Here is a 17,812-nt window from a genome sequence, read left to right on the forward strand (position 1 = left end):
CTTTCGCCCTCACCTTAGGGGCCGACTCACCCTACGCCGATGAACGTTGCGTAGGAAACCTTGCGCTTACGGCGAGCGGGCTTTTCACCCGCTTTAACGCTACTCATGTCAGCATTCGCACTTCTGATACCTCCAGCATCCCTTACGAGACACCTTCACAGGCTTACAGAACGCTCCCCTACCCCGCACTCAAAGAGTGCAGCCTAAGCTTCGGTGCATGGCTTAGCCCCGTTACATCTTCCGCGCAGGACGACTCGATCAGTGAGCTATTACGCTTTCTTTAAATGATGGCTGCTTCTAAGCCAACATCCTGACTGTTTTAGCCTTCCCACTTCGTTTCCCACTTAGCCACACTTTGGGACCTTAGCTGTAGGTCTGGGTTGTTTCCCTCTTGCCGCCGGACGTTAGCACCCGGCGACTGTCTGCCATGCTCATACTTCCAGGTATTCGGAGTTTGCTATGGCGTGGTAAGCCGCGATGGCCCCCACAACCATTACAGTGCTCTACCCCCTGGAGCAATACATGACGCACTACCTAAATAGTTTTCGGGGAGAACCAGCTATTTCCAGGTTTGATTAGCCTTTCACCCCTATCCACAGTTCATCCGCTAATTTTGCAACATTAGTCGGTTCGGACCTCCAGCTGGTGTTACCCAACCTTCATCCTGACCATGGATAGATCACCTGGTTTCGGGTCTACGCCCAGCGACTATGGCGCCCTATTCGGACTCGGTTTCCCTGCGCCTCCCCTATCTGGTTAAGCTTGCCACTGAACGTAAGTCGCTGACCCATTATACAAAAGGTACGCCGTCACCCCTTGCGAGGCTCCGACTGTTTGTATGCATGCGGTTTCAGGATCTATTTCACTCCCCTCCCGGGGTTCTTTTCGCCTTTCCTTCACAGTACTTGTTCACTATCGGTCGATTACGAGTATTTAGCCTTGGAGGATGGTCCCCCCATCTTCAGACAGGATTACACGTGTCCCGCCCTACTTGTCGTACGCTCAGTACCACCGATTCGCTTTCGTGTAAGGGGCTATCACCCTCTATGGCCGGCCTTTCCATACCGTTCCACTAGCTAATCGACTATCACGCACAGGCTGCTCCGATTTCGCTCGCCACTACTTTCGGAATCTCGGTTGATTTCTTTTCCTGTGGCTACTTAGATGTTTCAGTTCGCCACGTTCGCATCGCTGACCTATGGATTCAGTCAGCGATACCCTTGCGGGTGGGTTTCCCCATTCGGACATCCGCGGATCAAAGCTTGTTTGCCAGCTCCCCGCGGCTTATCGCAGGCTACAACGTCCTTCATCGCCTGTAATCGCCAAGGCATCCACCACATGCACTTATTCACTTGACCCTATAGGTTTGCGGACTTGAACTTCTTCAAATCCAGGATCAAGCATGCTGCGTTTTCGCCGCCTCTCAGTTCACTCGGAACTCTTTCGTTGAGACTTGTTCGACGCAATCACATCGTTGTTCCGGCTACGGAACAACTTGTCGACTTCTATCAAATTTTTAAAGATCAAGATTCGACACTCGATTCTGCCCTGGTGCTTGTGCGCCAGGACGGGATCGCCTGTCTTGAATTCGTGGCTTGTGCCGTCTGGACGTTCTGAACAAAAATGGTGGAGGTGAACGGGATCGAACCGATGACCCCCTGCTTGCAAAGCAGGTGCTCTCCCAGCTGAGCTACACCCCCTTCATCGGCATGAGCTCTTTGCTCATGCCCAGATGATTGGTGGGTCTAGATGGACTCGAACCATCGACCCCCGCCTTATCAAGACGGTGCTCTAACCAGCTGAGCTACAGACCCGTGAACCCTACAATTTCTGGCTCAGATCCAGAATGTTGAATCTTGCTCCGACAACCAACAGCCGATAAGTGTGAGCGTTTGTTCGAGGTGTTTCTCGTGAAAGGAGGTGATCCAGCCGCACCTTCCGGTACGGCTACCTTGTTACGACTTCACCCCAGTCATGAGCCCTACCGTGGTAAGCGCCCTCCTTGCGGTTAAGCTACCTACTTCTGGTAAAACCCACTCCCATGGTGTGACGGGCGGTGTGTACAAGACCCGGGAACGTATTCACCGCGGCATGCTGATCCGCGATTACTAGCGATTCCGACTTCATGCAGTCGAGTTGCAGACTGCAATCCGGACTACGATCGGTTTTTTGGGATTGGCTCCACCTCGCGGCTTCGCAACCCTCTGTACCGACCATTGTATGACGTGTGAAGCCCTACACATAAGGGCCATGAGGACTTGACGTCATCCCCACCTTCCTCCGGTTTGTCACCGGCAGTCTCATTAGAGTGCCCTTGCGTAGCAACTAATGATAAGGGTTGCGCTCGTTGCGGGACTTAACCCAACATCTCACGACACGAGCTGACGACAGCCATGCAGCACCTGTGTTCCGGCTCTCTTTCGAGCACCCCCAAATCTCTTCAGGGTTCCGGACATGTCAAGCGTAGGTAAGGTTTTTCGCGTTGCATCGAATTAATCCACATCATCCACCGCTTGTGCGGGTCCCCGTCAATTCCTTTGAGTTTTAATCTTGCGACCGTACTCCCCAGGCGGTCTACTTCACGCGTTAGCTGCGTTACCAAGGAAATTAATCCCCGACAACTAGTAGACATCGTTTAGGGCGTGGACTACCAGGGTATCTAATCCTGTTTGCTCCCCACGCTTTCGTGCATGAGCGTCAGTGTTATCCCAGGAGGCTGCCTTCGCCATCGGTGTTCCTCCGCATATCTACGCATTTCACTGCTACATGCGGAATTCCACCTCCCTCTGACACACTCTAGCCTTGCAGTCACCAATGCAGTTCCCAGGTTAAGCCCGGGGATTTCACATCGGTCTTGCAAAACCGCCTGCGCACTCTTTACGCCCAGTAATTCCGATTAACGCTTGCACCCTACGTATTACCGCGGCTGCTGGCACGTAGTTAGCCGGTGCTTATTCTGCGGGTACCGTCATCGAACCGTGGTATTGGCACAGTCCTTTTCGTTCCCGCCAAAAGTGCTTTACAACCCGAAGGCCTTCATCACACACGCGGCATTGCTGGATCAGGCTTTCGCCCATTGTCCAAAATTCCCCACTGCTGCCTCCCGTAGGAGTCTGGGCCGTGTCTCAGTCCCAGTGTGGCTGGTCGTCCTCTCAGACCAGCTACAGATCGTCGCCTTGGTAGGCCTTTACCCCACCAACTAGCTAATCTGCCATCGGCCGCTCCAATAGCGCGAGGTCCGAAGATCCCCCGCTTTCACCCTCAGGTCGTATGCGGTATTAATCCGGCTTTCGCCGAGCTATCCCCCACTACTGGGCACGTTCCGATGTATTACTCACCCGTTCGCCACTCGCCGCCAGGCCGAAGCCCGCGCTGCCGTTCGACTTGCATGTGTAAAGCATGCCGCCAGCGTTCAATCTGAGCCAGGATCAAACTCTTCAGTTCAATCTTTGCAAGCTCTCATCAAAACTGACTTGGAAAAATCAATTTCATGTGAGCATCAGGGTATTTCTCTTTGCCAAACACCACATAGCTTACGCAATGCAGCGTCGGCCACCTACCCCAAACGCCCACACTTATCGGCTGCTGATTTTTAAGGAACGAGCCGCCAACACCATTCGTCCGTTAGGACTTCACGCTGATCGGAAGACTGTGTCTTTCGTCGCGTCGCTGTGTCAGCAGCGAAGAAGTGGAATTATGGGGATACCCCGAATGGATGTCAACTGCTTTCTACCCTCAGAAGCGCCGCCCGTGGCAGAAATCGACCGTTCATCCTATCCATATCGCCCGAAGATCGGCTCAGAAAGCCAATCTCCACGACAGAACACTCATATTGTAATAATTTGTAACCGCCGGGCATCTGGTGCTCTTTTCGCGTCCAGCAGAGCGGCAGGAGCCTGAAGACTGCCGTCAATGCGCGCGCTCCGGTCGCCTGCACGGCACTTCAGTTGCTTCAGTCGCATCGCTGCAACACGTCACGACCACAGGATGGCCGCAGAACATGTTCTCTGAGCCCATGCTGATGCGGTTCGCAACCCCTTCGCCGCTCACCCTACTGGTGACACGAGCCCAAGCCGACCCCACTCCCATCTTCTGCCCCCCCCATCCCCCTGCATCAACCAGGACCAGGACCAGGACCAGGACCAGGACCAGGACCAGGACCAGGACCAGAACCCAGGACCCAGGACCCAGGACCCAGGACCCAGGACCCAGGACCCAGGACCCAGGACCCAGGACCCAGGACCCAGGACCCAGGACCCAGGACCCAGGACCCAGGACCCAGGACCCAGGACCCAGGACCCAGGACCCAGGACCCAGGACCCAGGACCCAGGACCCAGGACCCAGGACCCAGGACCCAGGACCCAGGACCCAGGACCCAGGACCCAGGACCGTGCTCCGTGCCCTTGCATTCGTTTGCGCTGGATTGAGGCCAGCGCTTGTATTTACCTGTGGGGTGGGGTTGCGCTCACATACCCAGGGGTCAGCGGTGCTTGAAGCTGGCAGGACGTTTCTCGAGGAAGGCACGCATGCCTTCTTTCTGGTCCTCGGTGGCAAAGAGGCCGTGGAAGAGGCGTCGTTCGAAGCGCAGGCCTTCCGCAAGGGGCGCTTCAAAGGCGCGCTGGACGGATTCCTTGAGGGCGATGACGGCCATGAGGGGCATGGCGGCGATTTCGGCGGCGACCTGGAGAGCAGTTGGAAGCGTTTCTTCGGCAGGCACGACACGTGAGACCAGGCCGGCTCGTTCCGCTTCGTGGGCATCGATGAGACGACCGGTGAGCATCCAGTCCATGGCCTTGGCCTTGCCGACGGCGCGCGGCAGGCGCTGGGTACCCCCGGCCCCCGGCATGATGCCGAGCTTGATCTCCGGTTGCGCGAAGCGGGCGCTGTCTGCGGCGATGATCAGATCGCACATCATGGCCAGCTCACAGCCGCCCCCCAGGGCGACGCCTTCGACGGCCGCGATGATGGGCTTGCGGATGCGAGTGATGGTTTCCCAGTTGCGGGTGATGAAGTCGTTGCCGTAGGCATCCACGAAGTCGTAGTCGCTCATGGCAGCAATGTCGGCGCCAGCGGCAAAGGCGCGAGCGCTCCCCGTCAGGACGATGGCACCGATATCGGGGTTCCGGTCGAACATCAGCAAGGCGTCGCCGAGCTGATCCATCAGGGCATCGTTCAGGGCGTTGAGCTGCTTGGGGCGATCGAGGCGGATGAGCCCCACGCGGCCATGGGTCTCGGTCTGGATGCAAGCGGTCTCAGGCTGCGACTGGCTCATGGTGTCTCCTGGTCGGAATGTCGTCGTTGATGGATAAGCATAGCGCAGCCTTTCTGCCGTACAGGCCCCATCGCGGGTACTGCACCAGTCGATATAGGGAACAACCCTCCCCGGAGGTTACCCGGATCATGGCGATCTGCCGTCATGGGCGGCGTTGACAACGGTGTCCCGGATGATGGTTGCCAGCATTTTGGGTGCTCAGCGAAAATGGTTCGGTCGCTCCAGCCAACAGTCACGAGGCCTGCCGGATGGGGAAAGCACGTGGCAGACACGTGTGCTACCCAAGCCATGACTGCCGGGCATGCGAGCCGGTGGCTGCACACCCCTATTGCCAGCGTGGTCGTTGAAGGTGGAGCATTTGGATCAGGTGGACTCAGGAAGGATGAGGATGGCAGTGGAAGACGTTCATTATTCGATTTTCCCGGTGGATCCGGGTGCGCATCTGTTCGAGGTGTCGGTGTGGGTGGCCAGGCCGGACCCGGCGGGGCAGCGGCTGTCCTTGCCGGTGTGGATTCCGGGCAGCTATCTGGTGCGGGAGTTTGCACGACATCTGGACAGTGTTTCCGCACAGGCTTGTCGACGTCCGCCCAAGGCGTTCCACGGTGAGTCTGCTGCAGCGCAGGCTTCTGTTGCTGCAAGATCGACGAAGCGTCCTGCTGCCAGGGCCTCTGCTTCGGACGACACCGACACGATGACAGTCGGTATCCGGAAGATTGACAAGAACACCTGGCTATGTGATGCGTTGCCGGATACGGGGCTGGGCCTGGTGGTCCGCTATCAGGTCTATGCGTGGGATCTGTCCGTGCGAGCAGCCCATCTGGATACGACGCATGGGTTCTTCAATGGCAGCAGCGTGTTCCTGTGCGTGCAGGGGCAGGAACACAGCCCATGTTCGGTAGACATCCTGCCGCCCGACGGGGAGGCCTTCGCACACTGGAAGGTGGCAACGACGCTGCCCCGCCCCGAGATGTCTGCGGGTGGTTCAAGAAGCGCCAAAGGGTCTGCTGACGCCCTGTACCAGTTCGGGCGCTTCCGGGCACCGGACTATGACGCACTGATTGATCACCCGGTGGAGATGGGCGACTTCCAGCTTGCGCATTTCGATGCAGGTGGCTGCCGGCACGAGATCGTGGTGACGGGTCGGGCCTCGGTGGACTTCGAGCGACTGATACGCGACCTGAAGCCGATCTGCGAGACGGAGATCGCGATGTTCGACCCCGAGCACAGGAAGGCGCCCGTCCAGCGCTATCTGTTCCTGGTGATGGCGGTGGGCGATGGTTATGGCGGCTTGGAGCATCGGGCCAGCACAGCACTGATCTGTTCACGTGATGACCTGCCCTGGCCCGGCATGCGAGGTACGCCGTCCGGCTACCAGACTTTCCTGGGGCTGGCGAGCCACGAATATTTCCACACCTGGCATGTGAAGCGGATCAAGCCGGCCCGGTTCGCCCCCTACGATCTGGATCGCGAGGTATGTACCGATCTGCTGTGGGTGTTCGAGGGCTTCACGTCGTATTACGACGATCTGACGCTGGTCCGCTCGGGCGCCATCGACGAGGCGGCCTATCTGAAGCTGTTGGCACAGGCGATGCAGCGTGTGGCATCGAACCCGGGACGCAGACTGCAGAGTGTGGCGGAGTCCAGCTTCGATGCGTGGATCAAGTATTACCGCCCGGACGAGAATACGCAGAACGCGGTGTCCAGCTATTACGTGAAGGGATCACTGGTGGCGCTCTGTCTGGATCTGCTGATCCGGGAGAGGACCCAGAGCCAGCGTTCGCTGGATGACGTGATGCGGCTGCTGTGGCAACGGTATGGCCGCGGCTTCTATGACACCGATACGCAACGGATCGGATCCGGGACAGGAAAGCCCGCTGGAGTGCAAGGCGCTGCGGGGCGCCCCCGGTCCGTGGCAACGAAGACGGCGGCCCGTGCCTCGCACCGCACGATGGAAGAAACTGCCAGCCCGGATACCGCTCTGGATGTTGTTCAGAAAGGCACCACAGGGCGAGGCGTGGGCGAAGCCGACATGCCGGCCCTCATTCAGGAAGCGACAGGGCTGGACCTGCGACGGCAGATCCGTGCCTGGGCCTATGGAACGGAAGAGCTTCCCTTGGCTCGACTGCTGAAACCGATGGGACTGACCGTCGTCACGGAGCGTCCGGAGGATGTGCGGGTATCACTGGGGGCACGCACGGGCGTGCGTGATGGCGAACTGACGATCCTGACCGCTGAACGTGATGGACCGGCTGCCGCTGCCGGCCTGTCAGCCGGCGACCGCCTGGTGGCGGTGGATGGGTTGCGTTGCACGGAAGCCCGACTGAAAACGCTGCTGGCACGCAAGGCACCTGGCGAGACCGTGCTGGTGGCGGCCTTCCGGCGCGACGAGCTGCTGATGGCCACCGTGGCGCTGGTGGAGGCACCGGGGACGATCCGGCTGGAAGCTCAACCCGGAGCGCATGCCATGCGGGCAGCCTGGCTGGGTACTGCGCAGAAACGGGGCGGCAACAAGAGCAGTGTCCGCCCATCGCGACGCACATCCCGCGCAGTCAGCGGCAAGACGCAGTTGAAAGCCGGGAAGTGACGCTTCTGAAGCCCCGGCAGCTTGCCGGGGGCTTTCTCAGCTTGCCAGCCAGCCCGCGAGTTCCTGACCGGGGTCAGGAGCTCGCATCAGGGCCTCACCGATGAGGAAGGCGTGGATGCCGCCGGCACGCAGCTGGCGGATGTCCTGGGCACCGAAGATGCCGCTCTCGGAGACGGTGACCCGATCGGCAGGCAGGCGGTCCTGCAGGTCCAGCGTGGTGTCGAGGCTGACGTGGAAGTCGTGCAGGTTGCGGTTGTTGATGCCGATGAGGGGCGTATCGAGCTTCAGGGCACGATCGAGTTCAGCGGCATCATGAACCTCGACGAGAACATCGAGGCGATTCTCTCGGGCGCAGGCAGCGAGATCCGCCATCTGGGCATCGGTCAGTGCGGCAACAATAAGCAGGATGCAGTCGGCGCCGATGGCAGTGGCTTCAAGGACCTGCCAGGGATCGATGGTGAAGTCCTTGCGCAGCACCGGCAGGGAGACGGCGGCGCGTGCCTGGCGCAGGAAGTCGTCGTGGCCCTGGAAATACTGCTGGTCAGTCAGCACTGACAGGCAGGTAGCCCCGCCCTTTTCATAGCTGCGCGCAAACGCCACGGGATCGAAGTCGGGACGGATGACGCCCTTGCTGGGGCTGGCCTTCTTGACCTCGGCGATGATGGCAGGGGGCGCCTGCAGATCGGCGGCAGCCTGGGCGACCTTGGCCTGAATGGCCCTGGCAAAGCCGCGCGGCGGATCTTCGGCAAGGCGCTCGGCAGCCTGACGCTGCAGGGCGGCTTCGCCGATGGTGGCACGGGCATGGGTGATTTCCGTGCGCTTGGTCTGGAGGATCTTCTCCAGGATGGTAGGAATCTTCGGGGTGGTCATGTGATCAGGCCAGGGATTGCGTGACGCGGACGAATTCATCGAGCTTGCGGCGTGCAGCACCGGAAGCCAGGGTCTGTTGAGCCAGACGGATGCCATCGGCGATGGAGTCGGACACGCCACAGCAGTAAAGCGCGGCCCCTGCGTTGAGTGCGACGATGTCGCGTGCCGGGCCGGGCTGATCATCCAGGACGCTCAGCAGCATGTCACGCGACTGTTCGCGGTTCTCGACACGAAGCTGGCGGTTGGAGGCCATGGTGAAGCCAAAGTCCTCGGGATGGATGCTGTATTCGCGGATCTGGCCATCACGCAGCTCACCCACCAGGGTCTCGGCCCCCAGCGAGATCTCGTCCATGCCATCCATGCCGTGAACGGCCAGCACCCGTTCGGCCCCCAACTGCTTCATGACGCGCACGAAGATGCCCACGAGGTCGGGATGGAAGACACCGAGCAGATTATTTGGCGCCGAAGCAGGATTGGTGAGAGGCCCCAGAATGTTGAAGATCGTGCGCACGCCGAGTTCCTTGCGGACCGGAGCAACGTTCTTCATGGCAGGATGATGGTTGGGCGCGAACATGAAGCCGATGCCGCACTGAGCGATGCTGGCAGCGACCTGCTCACTGTTCAGCATGATGTTGGCGCCCAGCGCCTCCAGCACATCAGCTGCACCCGACTTGGAGGACACGCTTCGGTTGCCGTGCTTGGCAACGGTGCCCCCTGCAGCGGCCACCACGAACATGACGGTGGAGGAGATGTTGAAGGAGTGCGCACCGTCACCGCCGGTCCCCACGATGTCGATGAAATTGCGACGATCAGCCACGTGGACCGGGTTGGCGAACTGGCGCATGACCTCGGCAGCAGCCGTGATCTCGCCGATGGACTCCTTCTTGACGCGCAGGCCTGCAAGGATGGCCGACGTCATGACCGGCGAGACCTCGCCCTGCATGATCATGCGCATCAGGTGCAGCATTTCGTCATGGAAGATTTCCCGGTGGTCGATGATGCGCTTGAGGGCGTCCTGCGGCGTGATGCTCATGATGATGGCTGGTTCGTGGTTGTTCAGATGACTGCGGCGGCATGCCCGCGGCGGCCCCAGGGTGAGGGGCTGCCTGGCGATATCAGGCCCGGCGGTCCAGGAAGGTCTTCAGCATGGCATGGCCATGTTCGCTTTCGATGGATTCGGGGTGGAACTGCACGCCCTCGATGCTGAGTTCGCGGTGGCGAAGACCCATGATCTCGCCGTCTTCCGTCCAGGCCGTGACCTCGAGGCTGTCAGGCACGGTGTCCGGACCGATGACCAGCGAGTGGTAGCGCACGACCCGAAAGCGCTCGGGCAGACCGGCAAAGACGCCCTGGCCCTTGTGAATGACATCGTCGTGCTTGCCGTGCATGACGCGCCTGGCGCGGACGACCTTCCCGCCATAGGCCTGCCCGATGGCCTGGTGACCAAGGCAGACGCCCAGGATGGGCAGCTGGCCGGCAAAGGTGCGGATGGCCTCCAGCGTGATGCCGGCGCCATCCGGGTCTCCGGGGCCGGGCGAAAGCACCAGGTGCGATGGCGCCAGGCGACGGATGTCGTCCAGGCTGATGGCATCGCTTCGATGCGTGACGACGTCCGCCCCCAGTTCGCCCAGGTACTGGACGATGTTGTAGGTGAAGGAGTCGTAGTTGTCGATCATCAGGACTTTGGCGGACATGACAATCTCTTGGGATTCCTCGATATGAATGCGGACGTGACGGTGCCGCGCCCTCCGGCCGGACGGCAACCTGCTAGACCCGACAGTGTAAACGGTTCCCGGGGCTACCGCGTGCGAGATGAAGCACTAGAATGACCCCGACCTGTCGGACCATCGTTCTGTTTCGAGTCCATCATCATGCCATCCGCTGACGCCTCCCCCCCGCCCTCCTCCCGGCTGCACCTGGTGGCCGCCGTGGCATTGACCGGAGTGGCCGCAGGCCTGGGTGCTGCGGCGCTGTCATGGCTGATCCACATGGTGCAGCACCTGGCCTACGGGCACAGCGAAGCGCAGATGCGGATAGTGACCGACGGAACAACGTCGGATCACCGGTTGTGGGCATTGCTGGCGGGCGGACTGGTGGTGGCGCTGGGCTGGACCTGCCTGCAGCTGAAGGGCCGGCCGGTGGTGGGCGTCAATGGGGCAGTCGCGGCCGACACACCGGCACGGCGACGGCCACCGTTTCTGGAGAACGTGCTGCACGCCGTGCTGCAGATCGTGGCGGTGGGCTCCGGTGCGCCAATCGGGCGTGAGGTGGCCCCCCGTGAGCTGGGGGTACTGTTTGCCGGACGGATCGCCGACAGTTTCCGGCTGGACGACGAGATGCGCCGGATTCTGGTGGCCAGTGGTGCGGCGGCTGGACTGGCCGGGGTTTATCAGGTGCCGCTTGCGGGCACGATCTTCGCGCTGGAGATCCTCCTGGGCGCATTCTCGATCCGTGCCGGGGTGTTGGCCCTGGCTGTGTCGGTCATTGCAACACTGGTGGCGCGCATGGATGTATCGACGGAAACCTTCTATCTGGTAGGCCAGGTAGAAGGCGGCACCGTCATGGTGCTGTGGGCGGCGCTGGTGGGGGCGCTGGTTGGGCTGCCTGGCGCAGCGTTCCGTCGGGCCGTGCAGCAGGTGGAAAGCCGCCGGGCCCGGGGCTGGGAGGTCCTGTGGGCGCTGCCACTGGCGTGCCTTGTCACCGGTGTGGTGGCCATGTGGCTGCCGCAGGTGCTGGGCAACGGCCGCTCTGCCGCACAGGCGGCCTATGACGGAACGACGCTGGCACTGTGTGCGGCACTGCTGGTGGGCAAGACGGCCGTGGTGCTGATGACGCTGCGGGCCGGCGCCTTTGGCGGCACGCTAACCCCCGGGCTGTCGATCGGCGCGCTGGCGGGGCTTCTGCTGGCACTGCTGGCGCGTCTGCTGCCGCAGACGGGGTGGGTGCCGGATGTGGTGGTGCCCGGGCTGGGCGCACTGTCACAGATGGACCTGCTGCTCTCGGCACTGGCAGGGTCGGTCGGGTTCCTGGCGGTGTCGATGAACGCGCCGCTGACGGCCTTTGCGCTGGTCCTGGGCTTCACGGGGCAGCATTCAGCCGCGATTCTGCCGATGCTGGCCGCGGTGACGATGGCCATGGCAACGGCTTCGCTGTGGCCGGCGCGACGCTGAACTGCGGTCACAGACAAGCGTTTCACCTCGCAGGGACCGACGGTCCTCCACGGAGGACTGCAGCGGACTGGGCTTCCGACGTGAATGATGAGTGCAGACTGCGCTCAAACAGCACGCGCGCCTGACCGGACACTCGCTGCTCAGCCGGCGGGGATCTCTTCTTCTGCTCCGCCCTGCAGCTCGAAAGGCCGATGCGCCTGTTCGTGGGCGATGAGCCACTGCTTGCGCGACAGCCCCCCGCCATAGCCGACCAGCCCCCCATCCTTGCCGATGACGCGGTGGCAGGGAATGATGATGGAGATGCGGTTGGCCCCATTGGCAGTGGCCACCGCACGGATGGCGCGCGGGTTGCCCAGCGCCTTGGCCTCATGCTGGTAGCTGATGGTGCGGCCGTAGGGGATGCGTTGCAGGATGGACCAGACTCCCTGCTGGAAGACCGTGCCGGGGGTGTGGAGCGTCACATCGAAGTGCTGGCGACTGCCGGAAAAATACTCGGCGATCTCCTGTTCGGCCTGCATCGTGTGAGTGTTGTGCCCGGGCTCAATGCAGGTGTGGAGCAGGCGGCAGAGGTCCTGACGCTCGTGGTCCAGACGGGCGGTATCAGTGAACTCCAGCAGGCACAGGCCCAGCGGGCTGGCACAGGCCTGCATGGGACCAAGCGGGGTCTCGAAGGTGTGGGCCACCAGGGGCAGCGTGCGGGCTTGCGTGGGAGAAGTCATCATCAGATCCGACAGATGGCCAGGATGCGTGGCGACGGCCTTGTCTACGGCGGCAACGGTGCGACAATGGCGGCCTTCATCCTGCCATTGTCTATCCTGGAGACATCATGTCAACGACACCCGCCCGACGCTTCGATACCGACCTGCCCGATGCCAAGGGCTATTTTGGCCCCTATGGGGGGCAGCTGGTGCCGCCTGTACTGAAGCAGGCGATGGACGACATCGACGCCGCCTACGAGACAATCCGGCAACGGGCGGACTTCCAGGAGGAGCTGGCGGCACTGCAGGCCGACTACGTGGGCCGTCCGAGCCCGATCTTCCATGCACGGCGGCTGTCGAAGCAGCTGGGCGGCGCGCAGATCCATCTCAAGCGCGAGGACCTCAACCATACGGGTGCGCACAAGATCAACCACTGCCTGGGCGAAGCACTGCTGGCCCGCTTCATGGGCAAGAAGAAGGTGATTGCCGAAACCGGAGCCGGTCAGCACGGGGTGGCACTGGCAACCGCCTGTGCACTGGTGGGTATTCCCTGCGAGATCCACATGGGCCAGGTGGACATCGAGAAAGAGCACCCCAACGTCACGAAGATGCGCATTCTGGGGTGCCGGCTGGTGGCGGTGACGCGGGGGGCGGCCACGCTGAAGGAAGCCGTGGACAGTGCCTTCGAGGAGTACCTGACAAACCCGACCGATTACCTGTATGCGATCGGATCTGTTGTGGGGCCGCACCCGTTCCCGAAGATGGTGCGGGACTTCCAGGCGATCATCGGGCGCGAGGCACGCGCACAGTTCCTGGAACGGCACGGCCGGCTGCCCCAGCACGTCGCGGCCTGCGTGGGCGGCGGATCGAACGCCATCGGCATGTTCACGGCCTTCCTGGATGACGCGGATGTGCATCTGGTGGGTGTGGAGCCTGCTGGCGAGGGCGTGGACAACCCAGGGCGCCATGCGGCGACGCTGACCTGGGGCAAGCCGGGCGAGATCCATGGCATGAGCTGCTATGTGCTGGAAAACGCAGACGGGTCGCCGGCTGCCGTACACAGCATTGCTTCGGGCCTGGACTATCCGGGCGTGGGACCGGAGCACAGCTACCTGAAGGACGTGGGCCGCGTGGAATACACGACGGCCAGCGACAAGGAAACGCTGGACGCCTTCCTGACACTGTCCCGGGTGGAAGGCATCATCCCTGCGCTGGAAAGCGCCCACGCCGTGGCCTGGGCAATTCGCGAGGCGCCAAAGCACTCGCCCGACGAGCACATCCTGGTGAACCTGTCGGGCCGGGGTGACAAGGACGCCGACTACGTGGCCAGCAAGCTGGGGCTCTGAACCCCGACCACGCAATGCTGGCCGATCAGACGCCCAGGGACGGGATGGCGGCCAGCAACTGACGGGTGTAGGGATCCTGCGGGTCGTCCAGCACGGCCTGCGCCCTGCCCTGCTCCACCATCCGTCCCTGCTGCATGACACCAATGTCATCACACATGAAGCGGATGACAGCGAGGTCATGGCTGATGAGCAGATAGGTCAGGCCATACTCGTCCTGCAGGTCACGCATGAGGTTGAGTACCTGGGCCTGCACCGAAACATCCAGGGCCGAGGTGGGCTCGTCGCAGATGATGAAATCCGGCTGACTGATGAGGGCACGGGCAATGGCGATGCGCTGGCGCTGTCCGCCGGAGAACTGGTGTGGATACTTGCGTGCATCATCCGGCGACATGCGTACATGGCGCAGCATGTCGATGACGCGTGCCTCGATTTCATCGTGATCCGTGGCCAGCCCCAGCACGTGCAAGGGTTCGGCGATGAGCCGGGCCACACGCCAGCGCGGATTCAGGCTGGCGTAGGGATCCTGAAAGATCATCTGGCAGCGGCGGCGCAAGGCGAGCCGTCGTTCGGCCGGCAAGCGCGCGGCGTCACGACTCCAGCGATCGATGCCCTCGAAGACGATGCGCCCACTGTCCGGTTTCAGCAGCCCGGCCACCATGCGGGCAACGGTGGACTTGCCCGAACCGGACTCACCGACCAGACCGAAGGTGCGGCCGCGCGTGATGGTGAAGCCCACATTGTCGACGGCCTGCAGGATGCGCCGGGGCTCACGCGAGAGCAGGCGCTGCAACCAGCCCGAGGACAGATCGAAGCGACGAGAGAGGTTCTCGACAGCGAGCAGTGGCGTGCCGGCATCCGCTTCCTCGGATTGATCAGCGGCTGACGCACTTTCGACAGCCTTCGGGGGCTGGGCCTGCCATTGCGGGGCGCCGTCATCCACCTCAGACAATGATTGCGGCACGTTGCCATCATCCATCTCGGACGACGACGTTGCGACACCTGGCACAGGCAGGCGGTGCTGGCGTCGGGTGACGGAAGGGATGGCGGCCATCAACGCCCGGGTATAGCGGTGACGGGGGTGCTGCAGCACCTGGCGGACCGGGCCCGTTTCCAGGACACGACCACCGTACATCACCATCACGCGGTCCGCGGTCTCGGCAATGACGCCCATGTCGTGGGTGATGAGCATGGCCGACAGGCCCCGCTGACGGCAGAGACGCCGCAGCAGCGCAATGATCTGCGCCTGCACGGAAACATCCAGTGCGGTGGTGGGTTCGTCGGCAATCAGCAGGCAGGGGTCGGCACACAGCGCCAGGGCAATGGCCACACGCTGACGCATGCCGCCGGAGAGCTGGTGCGGATACTGGGAGAGCCGCCACTCGGGCTGCGGAATCTCGACTTCGGCCAGCAGGGCAAGCGCCCGTTCGGTGGCCTGCCTCTCGGACAGCGGCAGGTGGGTGCGAATGGTCTCGGTGAGCTGCTGCCCGATGGTGAGCACCGGGTTGAGGCTGGTGAGCGGATCCTGAAACACCATGCCGATGCGTCGGCCACGCAGGCGACGGATGGCATCTCCCTGCAGCGTATCGATGCGCACACCTTCCAGCGTGACGCTACCGTGCGCCAGCCGGCCCGGCGCCTCGATGAGTCCGGCAACGGCCAGACCGGTCATCGATTTTCCGGCACCGGATTCACCGACCACACCGAGAATTTCGCCCGGTGCAATATGGAACGAGACCTGGTGCAGCACCTGGTGCGGGCCGCGGTAGGTGTCGAAGATGACATCAAGCGCATCGGCGACCAGCAGGGGTTTCGGGGTGTCTGTCACGGGCACCTCAGTGCAGGCGGGGATCGAGGGCGTCGCGCAGCCAGTCACCCACCAGGTTGACCGACAGCGCGAGGGCCAGCAGCATCAGCGACGGAAAGAGCAGGATCCACCATTCGCCGGAGAACAGGAACCCCTGGCCGATGCGGATGAGCGTACCCAGCGAGGGCTGAGTCGGCGGCAGCCCCACGCCGAGATAGGACAGCGTGGATTCGGCGACGATGGCCAGCGCCAGACTGATGGTGCCGATGACGAGCACGGGCGCCAGCACGTTGGGCAGCACGTGGAAGAACAGGATGCCCGGCGAGGAGCGCCCCAACATGCGGGCAGCGGCAACGTAGTCCTTCTGCTTCTCGACCATCACGGCACCGCGCACGGTGCGGGCGTACTGCACCCAGTCGGACAGCGCAATGGCGACGATGATGACGTAGACGGCCACGTCGTCCCCCAGACCGCTGGGCAGGACGCCCCGGGCAATGCCGAAGATGAGCAGTGCCACCAGCAGCACCGGGAAGGTGAGCTGCACGTCGGCAATGCGCATGATGAGCACATCCAGCCAGCCACCGCGATAACCGGCCAGCACGCCGAGCGTGACGCCGATGAGCATGGACAGCAGCACGGACAGGCCGCCGACCAGCACCGACATGCGCAGCCCATACAGAATGGCGGACCAGACATCACGCCCCTGGTCGTCGGCGCCCAGCCAGTAACTGTGCCCCGAGATGCCCTCCCCACCCGGCGGCGTGAAGGCATCGAGCAGATCGAGCGCAGCAGGATCGAAGGGATTCTGCGATGCGACCCAGGGGGCGGCAATGGCCAGGCCGATGCAGGTCAGCAGCACCAGCAGGGCAGCCTGGGTCAGGCGCGACCCGGCCAGGCTGCGCACCAGCAGCGAGTCCGACTGGCGCCAGCTGCGACGTGTCGGTGGCGCATCCGGGCCATCGGAGCCATTCACCATGGCGTCCGAAGCATCAACCGGGGAAACCAGTGCGTCCCCCGAGGGGGCTGCTGCATCCCGCCGGGATTCAGAGGGAACGGCTTTCATGGGGCAGGAGGGAAAGAAGCATGGGCTGCGTGGTCTCAACGCCGGCGCAGGCGCGGGTCGGCCCAGGCGTAGAGCAGGTCCACCACCAGATTGATGCCGACATAGAGCAGCCCGATCATCAGCAGGTAGGCGGCGATCACCGGCACGTCCACCCCCTGGATGGAAGTGATGAACAGGAGCCCCAGTCCCGGCCACTGGAAGACGGTCTCGGTGACGATGGCAAAGGCAATGAGCGAGCCCAGCTGCAGGCCGATGATGGTGATGACGGGGATGAGGGTGTTGCGCAGCGCATGCCGACCATACAGCGTGGCGTTGCGCAGACCCCGGGCGCGTGCAAAGCGGATGTAGTCGCTGCGCAGCACGTCGAGCATCTCGGTGCGCACCAGCCGCATGATGAGCGTGAGCTTGAAGAAGCCCAGCGTGATGGCAGGCAGCACCAGCGCCGACAGTCCGGAGACAGTGAGCAACCCGGTCTGCCAGCCGCCGACATCGACCAGAGTTCCCCGCCCGAAGGCCGGCAGCCACTTCAGTTCAACGGAGAACAGGTAGATGAGGCCGATGCCGATGAGGAAGGTGGGCAGCGAGACGCCGACCAGCGAGACGCCCATGATGGTGCGCGACACGAGCGACTGCCGGCGCATGGCGGTGTAGACGCCCAGGCCGATGCCGCCCACTACCGCAAAGAGCGCGGCGGCCAGCGACAGCTCGACGGTGGCCGGCACGCGCGAAGCAATCACCTCGGTGACCGGCTGGCGGAAGCGATAGGAGATGCCGAAGTGGCCGCTGAGGACCTGCTTCAGATAGCCGGCGTACTGCACCGGCACCGACTGGTCAAAGCCCAGTTCATGCAGCAGGGCCTCGCGCTCGGCCACCGAGGCATCCTCACCCAGCAGGCTGACGGTGGGATCGCCGATGTAGCGGAACACGAGGAACGAGACCATCGACACCACCAGCAGCACCAGCACCGATTGGCCAAGGCGGCCGAGCAGACGGGCAAGCATGGA

12 protein-coding genes, 2 tRNA genes and 2 rRNA genes (1 of these 16 only partly in view) are annotated in these 17,812 nt (G+C 62.6%); 4 read left to right on the forward strand and 12 right to left on the reverse strand.

Translation table 11 applies throughout. From position 1 onward, the window contains the following. Positions 1-1,358: ribosomal RNA gene (locus tag EL249_RS00035) — 23S ribosomal RNA — on the reverse strand (it extends 1,520 nt beyond the left edge of the window). Between the two features lie 16 nt (positions 1,359-1,374). Here EL249_RS00035 and EL249_RS00040 point away from each other — a divergent pair. Next, positions 1,375-1,617, forward strand: a complete 243-nt coding sequence (locus EL249_RS00040) for a hypothetical protein (RefSeq protein WP_126348014.1) — start codon at positions 1,375-1,377, stop codon at positions 1,615-1,617. 7 nt (positions 1,618-1,624) lie between these two features. On the opposite strand, the gene EL249_RS00045 is transcribed toward EL249_RS00040, so the two are convergent. The 4 genes from EL249_RS00045 to EL249_RS00065 form a co-directional block, all read right to left on the reverse strand. Next, positions 1,625-1,700, reverse strand: a tRNA-Ala gene (locus EL249_RS00045). A gap of 37 nt (positions 1,701-1,737) precedes the next feature. After that, positions 1,738-1,814, reverse strand: a tRNA-Ile gene (locus EL249_RS00050). A gap of 99 nt (positions 1,815-1,913) precedes the next feature. After that, positions 1,914-3,444, reverse strand: a 16S ribosomal RNA gene (locus EL249_RS00055). Together the 16S and 23S rRNA genes with 2 tRNA genes alongside form the textbook arrangement of a ribosomal RNA operon. Positions 3,445-4,481: 1,037 nt before the next feature. Further along, on the reverse strand, positions 4,482-5,273 hold the full coding sequence (locus tag EL249_RS00065; RefSeq protein WP_005675161.1) for an enoyl-CoA hydratase: 792 nt from the start codon (positions 5,271-5,273) through the stop codon (positions 4,482-4,484). Between the two features lie 394 nt (positions 5,274-5,667). On the opposite strand from EL249_RS00065, the gene EL249_RS00070 reads away from it, so the two are divergent. Next, positions 5,668-7,857: a M61 family metallopeptidase gene (locus EL249_RS00070; protein ID WP_233419743.1), complete on the forward strand. Its 2,190-nt coding sequence runs from the start codon at positions 5,668-5,670 to the stop codon at positions 7,855-7,857. Positions 7,858-7,893: 36 nt separating this feature from the next. On the opposite strand, the gene trpC is transcribed toward EL249_RS00070, so the two are convergent. From trpC to EL249_RS00085, 3 genes are all read right to left on the reverse strand, one after another. Beyond that, positions 7,894-8,712, reverse strand: a complete 819-nt coding sequence (trpC, locus tag EL249_RS00075) for an indole-3-glycerol phosphate synthase TrpC (protein ID WP_411431049.1) — start codon at positions 8,710-8,712, stop codon at positions 7,894-7,896. 19 nt (positions 8,713-8,731) lie between these two features. Beyond that, a complete protein-coding gene (gene trpD / locus EL249_RS00080; RefSeq protein ID WP_005675158.1) occupies positions 8,732-9,760 on the reverse strand; it encodes an anthranilate phosphoribosyltransferase in 1,029 nt (342 codons plus the stop codon). Positions 9,761-9,842: 82 nt separating this feature from the next. Beyond that, positions 9,843-10,421: an anthranilate synthase component II gene (locus tag EL249_RS00085; RefSeq protein WP_005675157.1), complete on the reverse strand. Its 579-nt coding sequence runs from the start codon at positions 10,419-10,421 to the stop codon at positions 9,843-9,845. A 177-nt stretch (positions 10,422-10,598) separates the two neighbouring features. Between EL249_RS00085 and EL249_RS00090 the strand changes: the two genes are divergently transcribed. Then, a complete protein-coding gene (locus EL249_RS00090) occupies positions 10,599-11,897 on the forward strand; it encodes a chloride channel protein (RefSeq protein ID WP_005675156.1) in 1,299 nt (432 codons plus the stop codon). A 140-nt stretch (positions 11,898-12,037) separates the two neighbouring features. Here the strand turns inward: EL249_RS00090 and EL249_RS00095 are convergent, their stop codons facing one another. After that, entirely contained in the window at positions 12,038-12,619 is a 582-nt protein-coding gene (locus EL249_RS00095) for a methylated-DNA--[protein]-cysteine S-methyltransferase (RefSeq protein WP_005675155.1), read from the reverse strand. Between the two features lie 104 nt (positions 12,620-12,723). On the opposite strand from EL249_RS00095, the gene trpB reads away from it, so the two are divergent. Further along, the gene (trpB, locus tag EL249_RS00100) at positions 12,724-13,941 is read left to right on the forward strand and encodes a tryptophan synthase subunit beta (RefSeq protein WP_005675153.1); all 1,218 of its coding nucleotides are present in this window, start codon (positions 12,724-12,726) and stop codon (positions 13,939-13,941) included. Positions 13,942-13,966: 25 nt separating this feature from the next. Here trpB and EL249_RS00105 read toward each other — a convergent pair whose 3' ends face one another. From EL249_RS00105 to EL249_RS00115, 3 genes are all read right to left on the reverse strand, one after another. Continuing rightward, positions 13,967-15,766, reverse strand: a complete 1,800-nt coding sequence (locus EL249_RS00105) for a dipeptide ABC transporter ATP-binding protein (RefSeq protein WP_050782109.1) — start codon at positions 15,764-15,766, stop codon at positions 13,967-13,969. 7 nt (positions 15,767-15,773) lie between these two features. Next, the gene (locus tag EL249_RS00110) at positions 15,774-16,721 is read right to left on the reverse strand and encodes an ABC transporter permease (RefSeq protein ID WP_005675151.1); all 948 of its coding nucleotides are present in this window, start codon (positions 16,719-16,721) and stop codon (positions 15,774-15,776) included. A 122-nt stretch (positions 16,722-16,843) separates the two neighbouring features. Next, positions 16,844-17,809, reverse strand: coding sequence for an ABC transporter permease (locus tag EL249_RS00115; protein ID WP_005675150.1), 966 nt, complete (start codon positions 17,807-17,809; stop codon positions 16,844-16,846). Between the last annotated feature and the right edge of the window lie 3 nt (positions 17,810-17,812).

The organism is Lautropia mirabilis (assembly GCF_900637555.1).
In the GTDB taxonomy this organism is placed as follows: Bacteria; Pseudomonadota; Gammaproteobacteria; order Burkholderiales; family Burkholderiaceae_E; genus Lautropia; species Lautropia mirabilis.

What these genes read in the sequence shown, in the direction of transcription:
- EL249_RS00110 (WP_005675151.1), bottom strand. Translation starts at nt 16,721, where the DNA reads ATGGTGAATGGCTCCGATGGCCCGGATGCGCCACCGACACGTCGCAGC.
- EL249_RS00115 (WP_005675150.1), bottom strand. Translation starts at nt 17,809, where the DNA reads ATGCTTGCCCGTCTGCTCGGCCGCCTTGGCCAATCGGTGCTGGTGCTG.
- trpD (WP_005675158.1), bottom strand. Translation starts at nt 9,760, where the DNA reads ATGAGCATCACGCCGCAGGACGCCCTCAAGCGCATCATCGACCACCGG.
- EL249_RS00095 (WP_005675155.1), bottom strand. Translation starts at nt 12,619, where the DNA reads ATGATGACTTCTCCCACGCAAGCCCGCACGCTGCCCCTGGTGGCCCAC.
- EL249_RS00085 (WP_005675157.1), bottom strand. Translation starts at nt 10,421, where the DNA reads ATGTCCGCCAAAGTCCTGATGATCGACAACTACGACTCCTTCACCTAC.
- EL249_RS00065 (WP_005675161.1), bottom strand. Translation starts at nt 5,273, where the DNA reads ATGAGCCAGTCGCAGCCTGAGACCGCTTGCATCCAGACCGAGACCCAT.
- trpB (WP_005675153.1), top strand. Translation starts at nt 12,724, where the DNA reads ATGTCAACGACACCCGCCCGACGCTTCGATACCGACCTGCCCGATGCC.
- EL249_RS00090 (WP_005675156.1), top strand. Translation starts at nt 10,599, where the DNA reads ATGCCATCCGCTGACGCCTCCCCCCCGCCCTCCTCCCGGCTGCACCTG.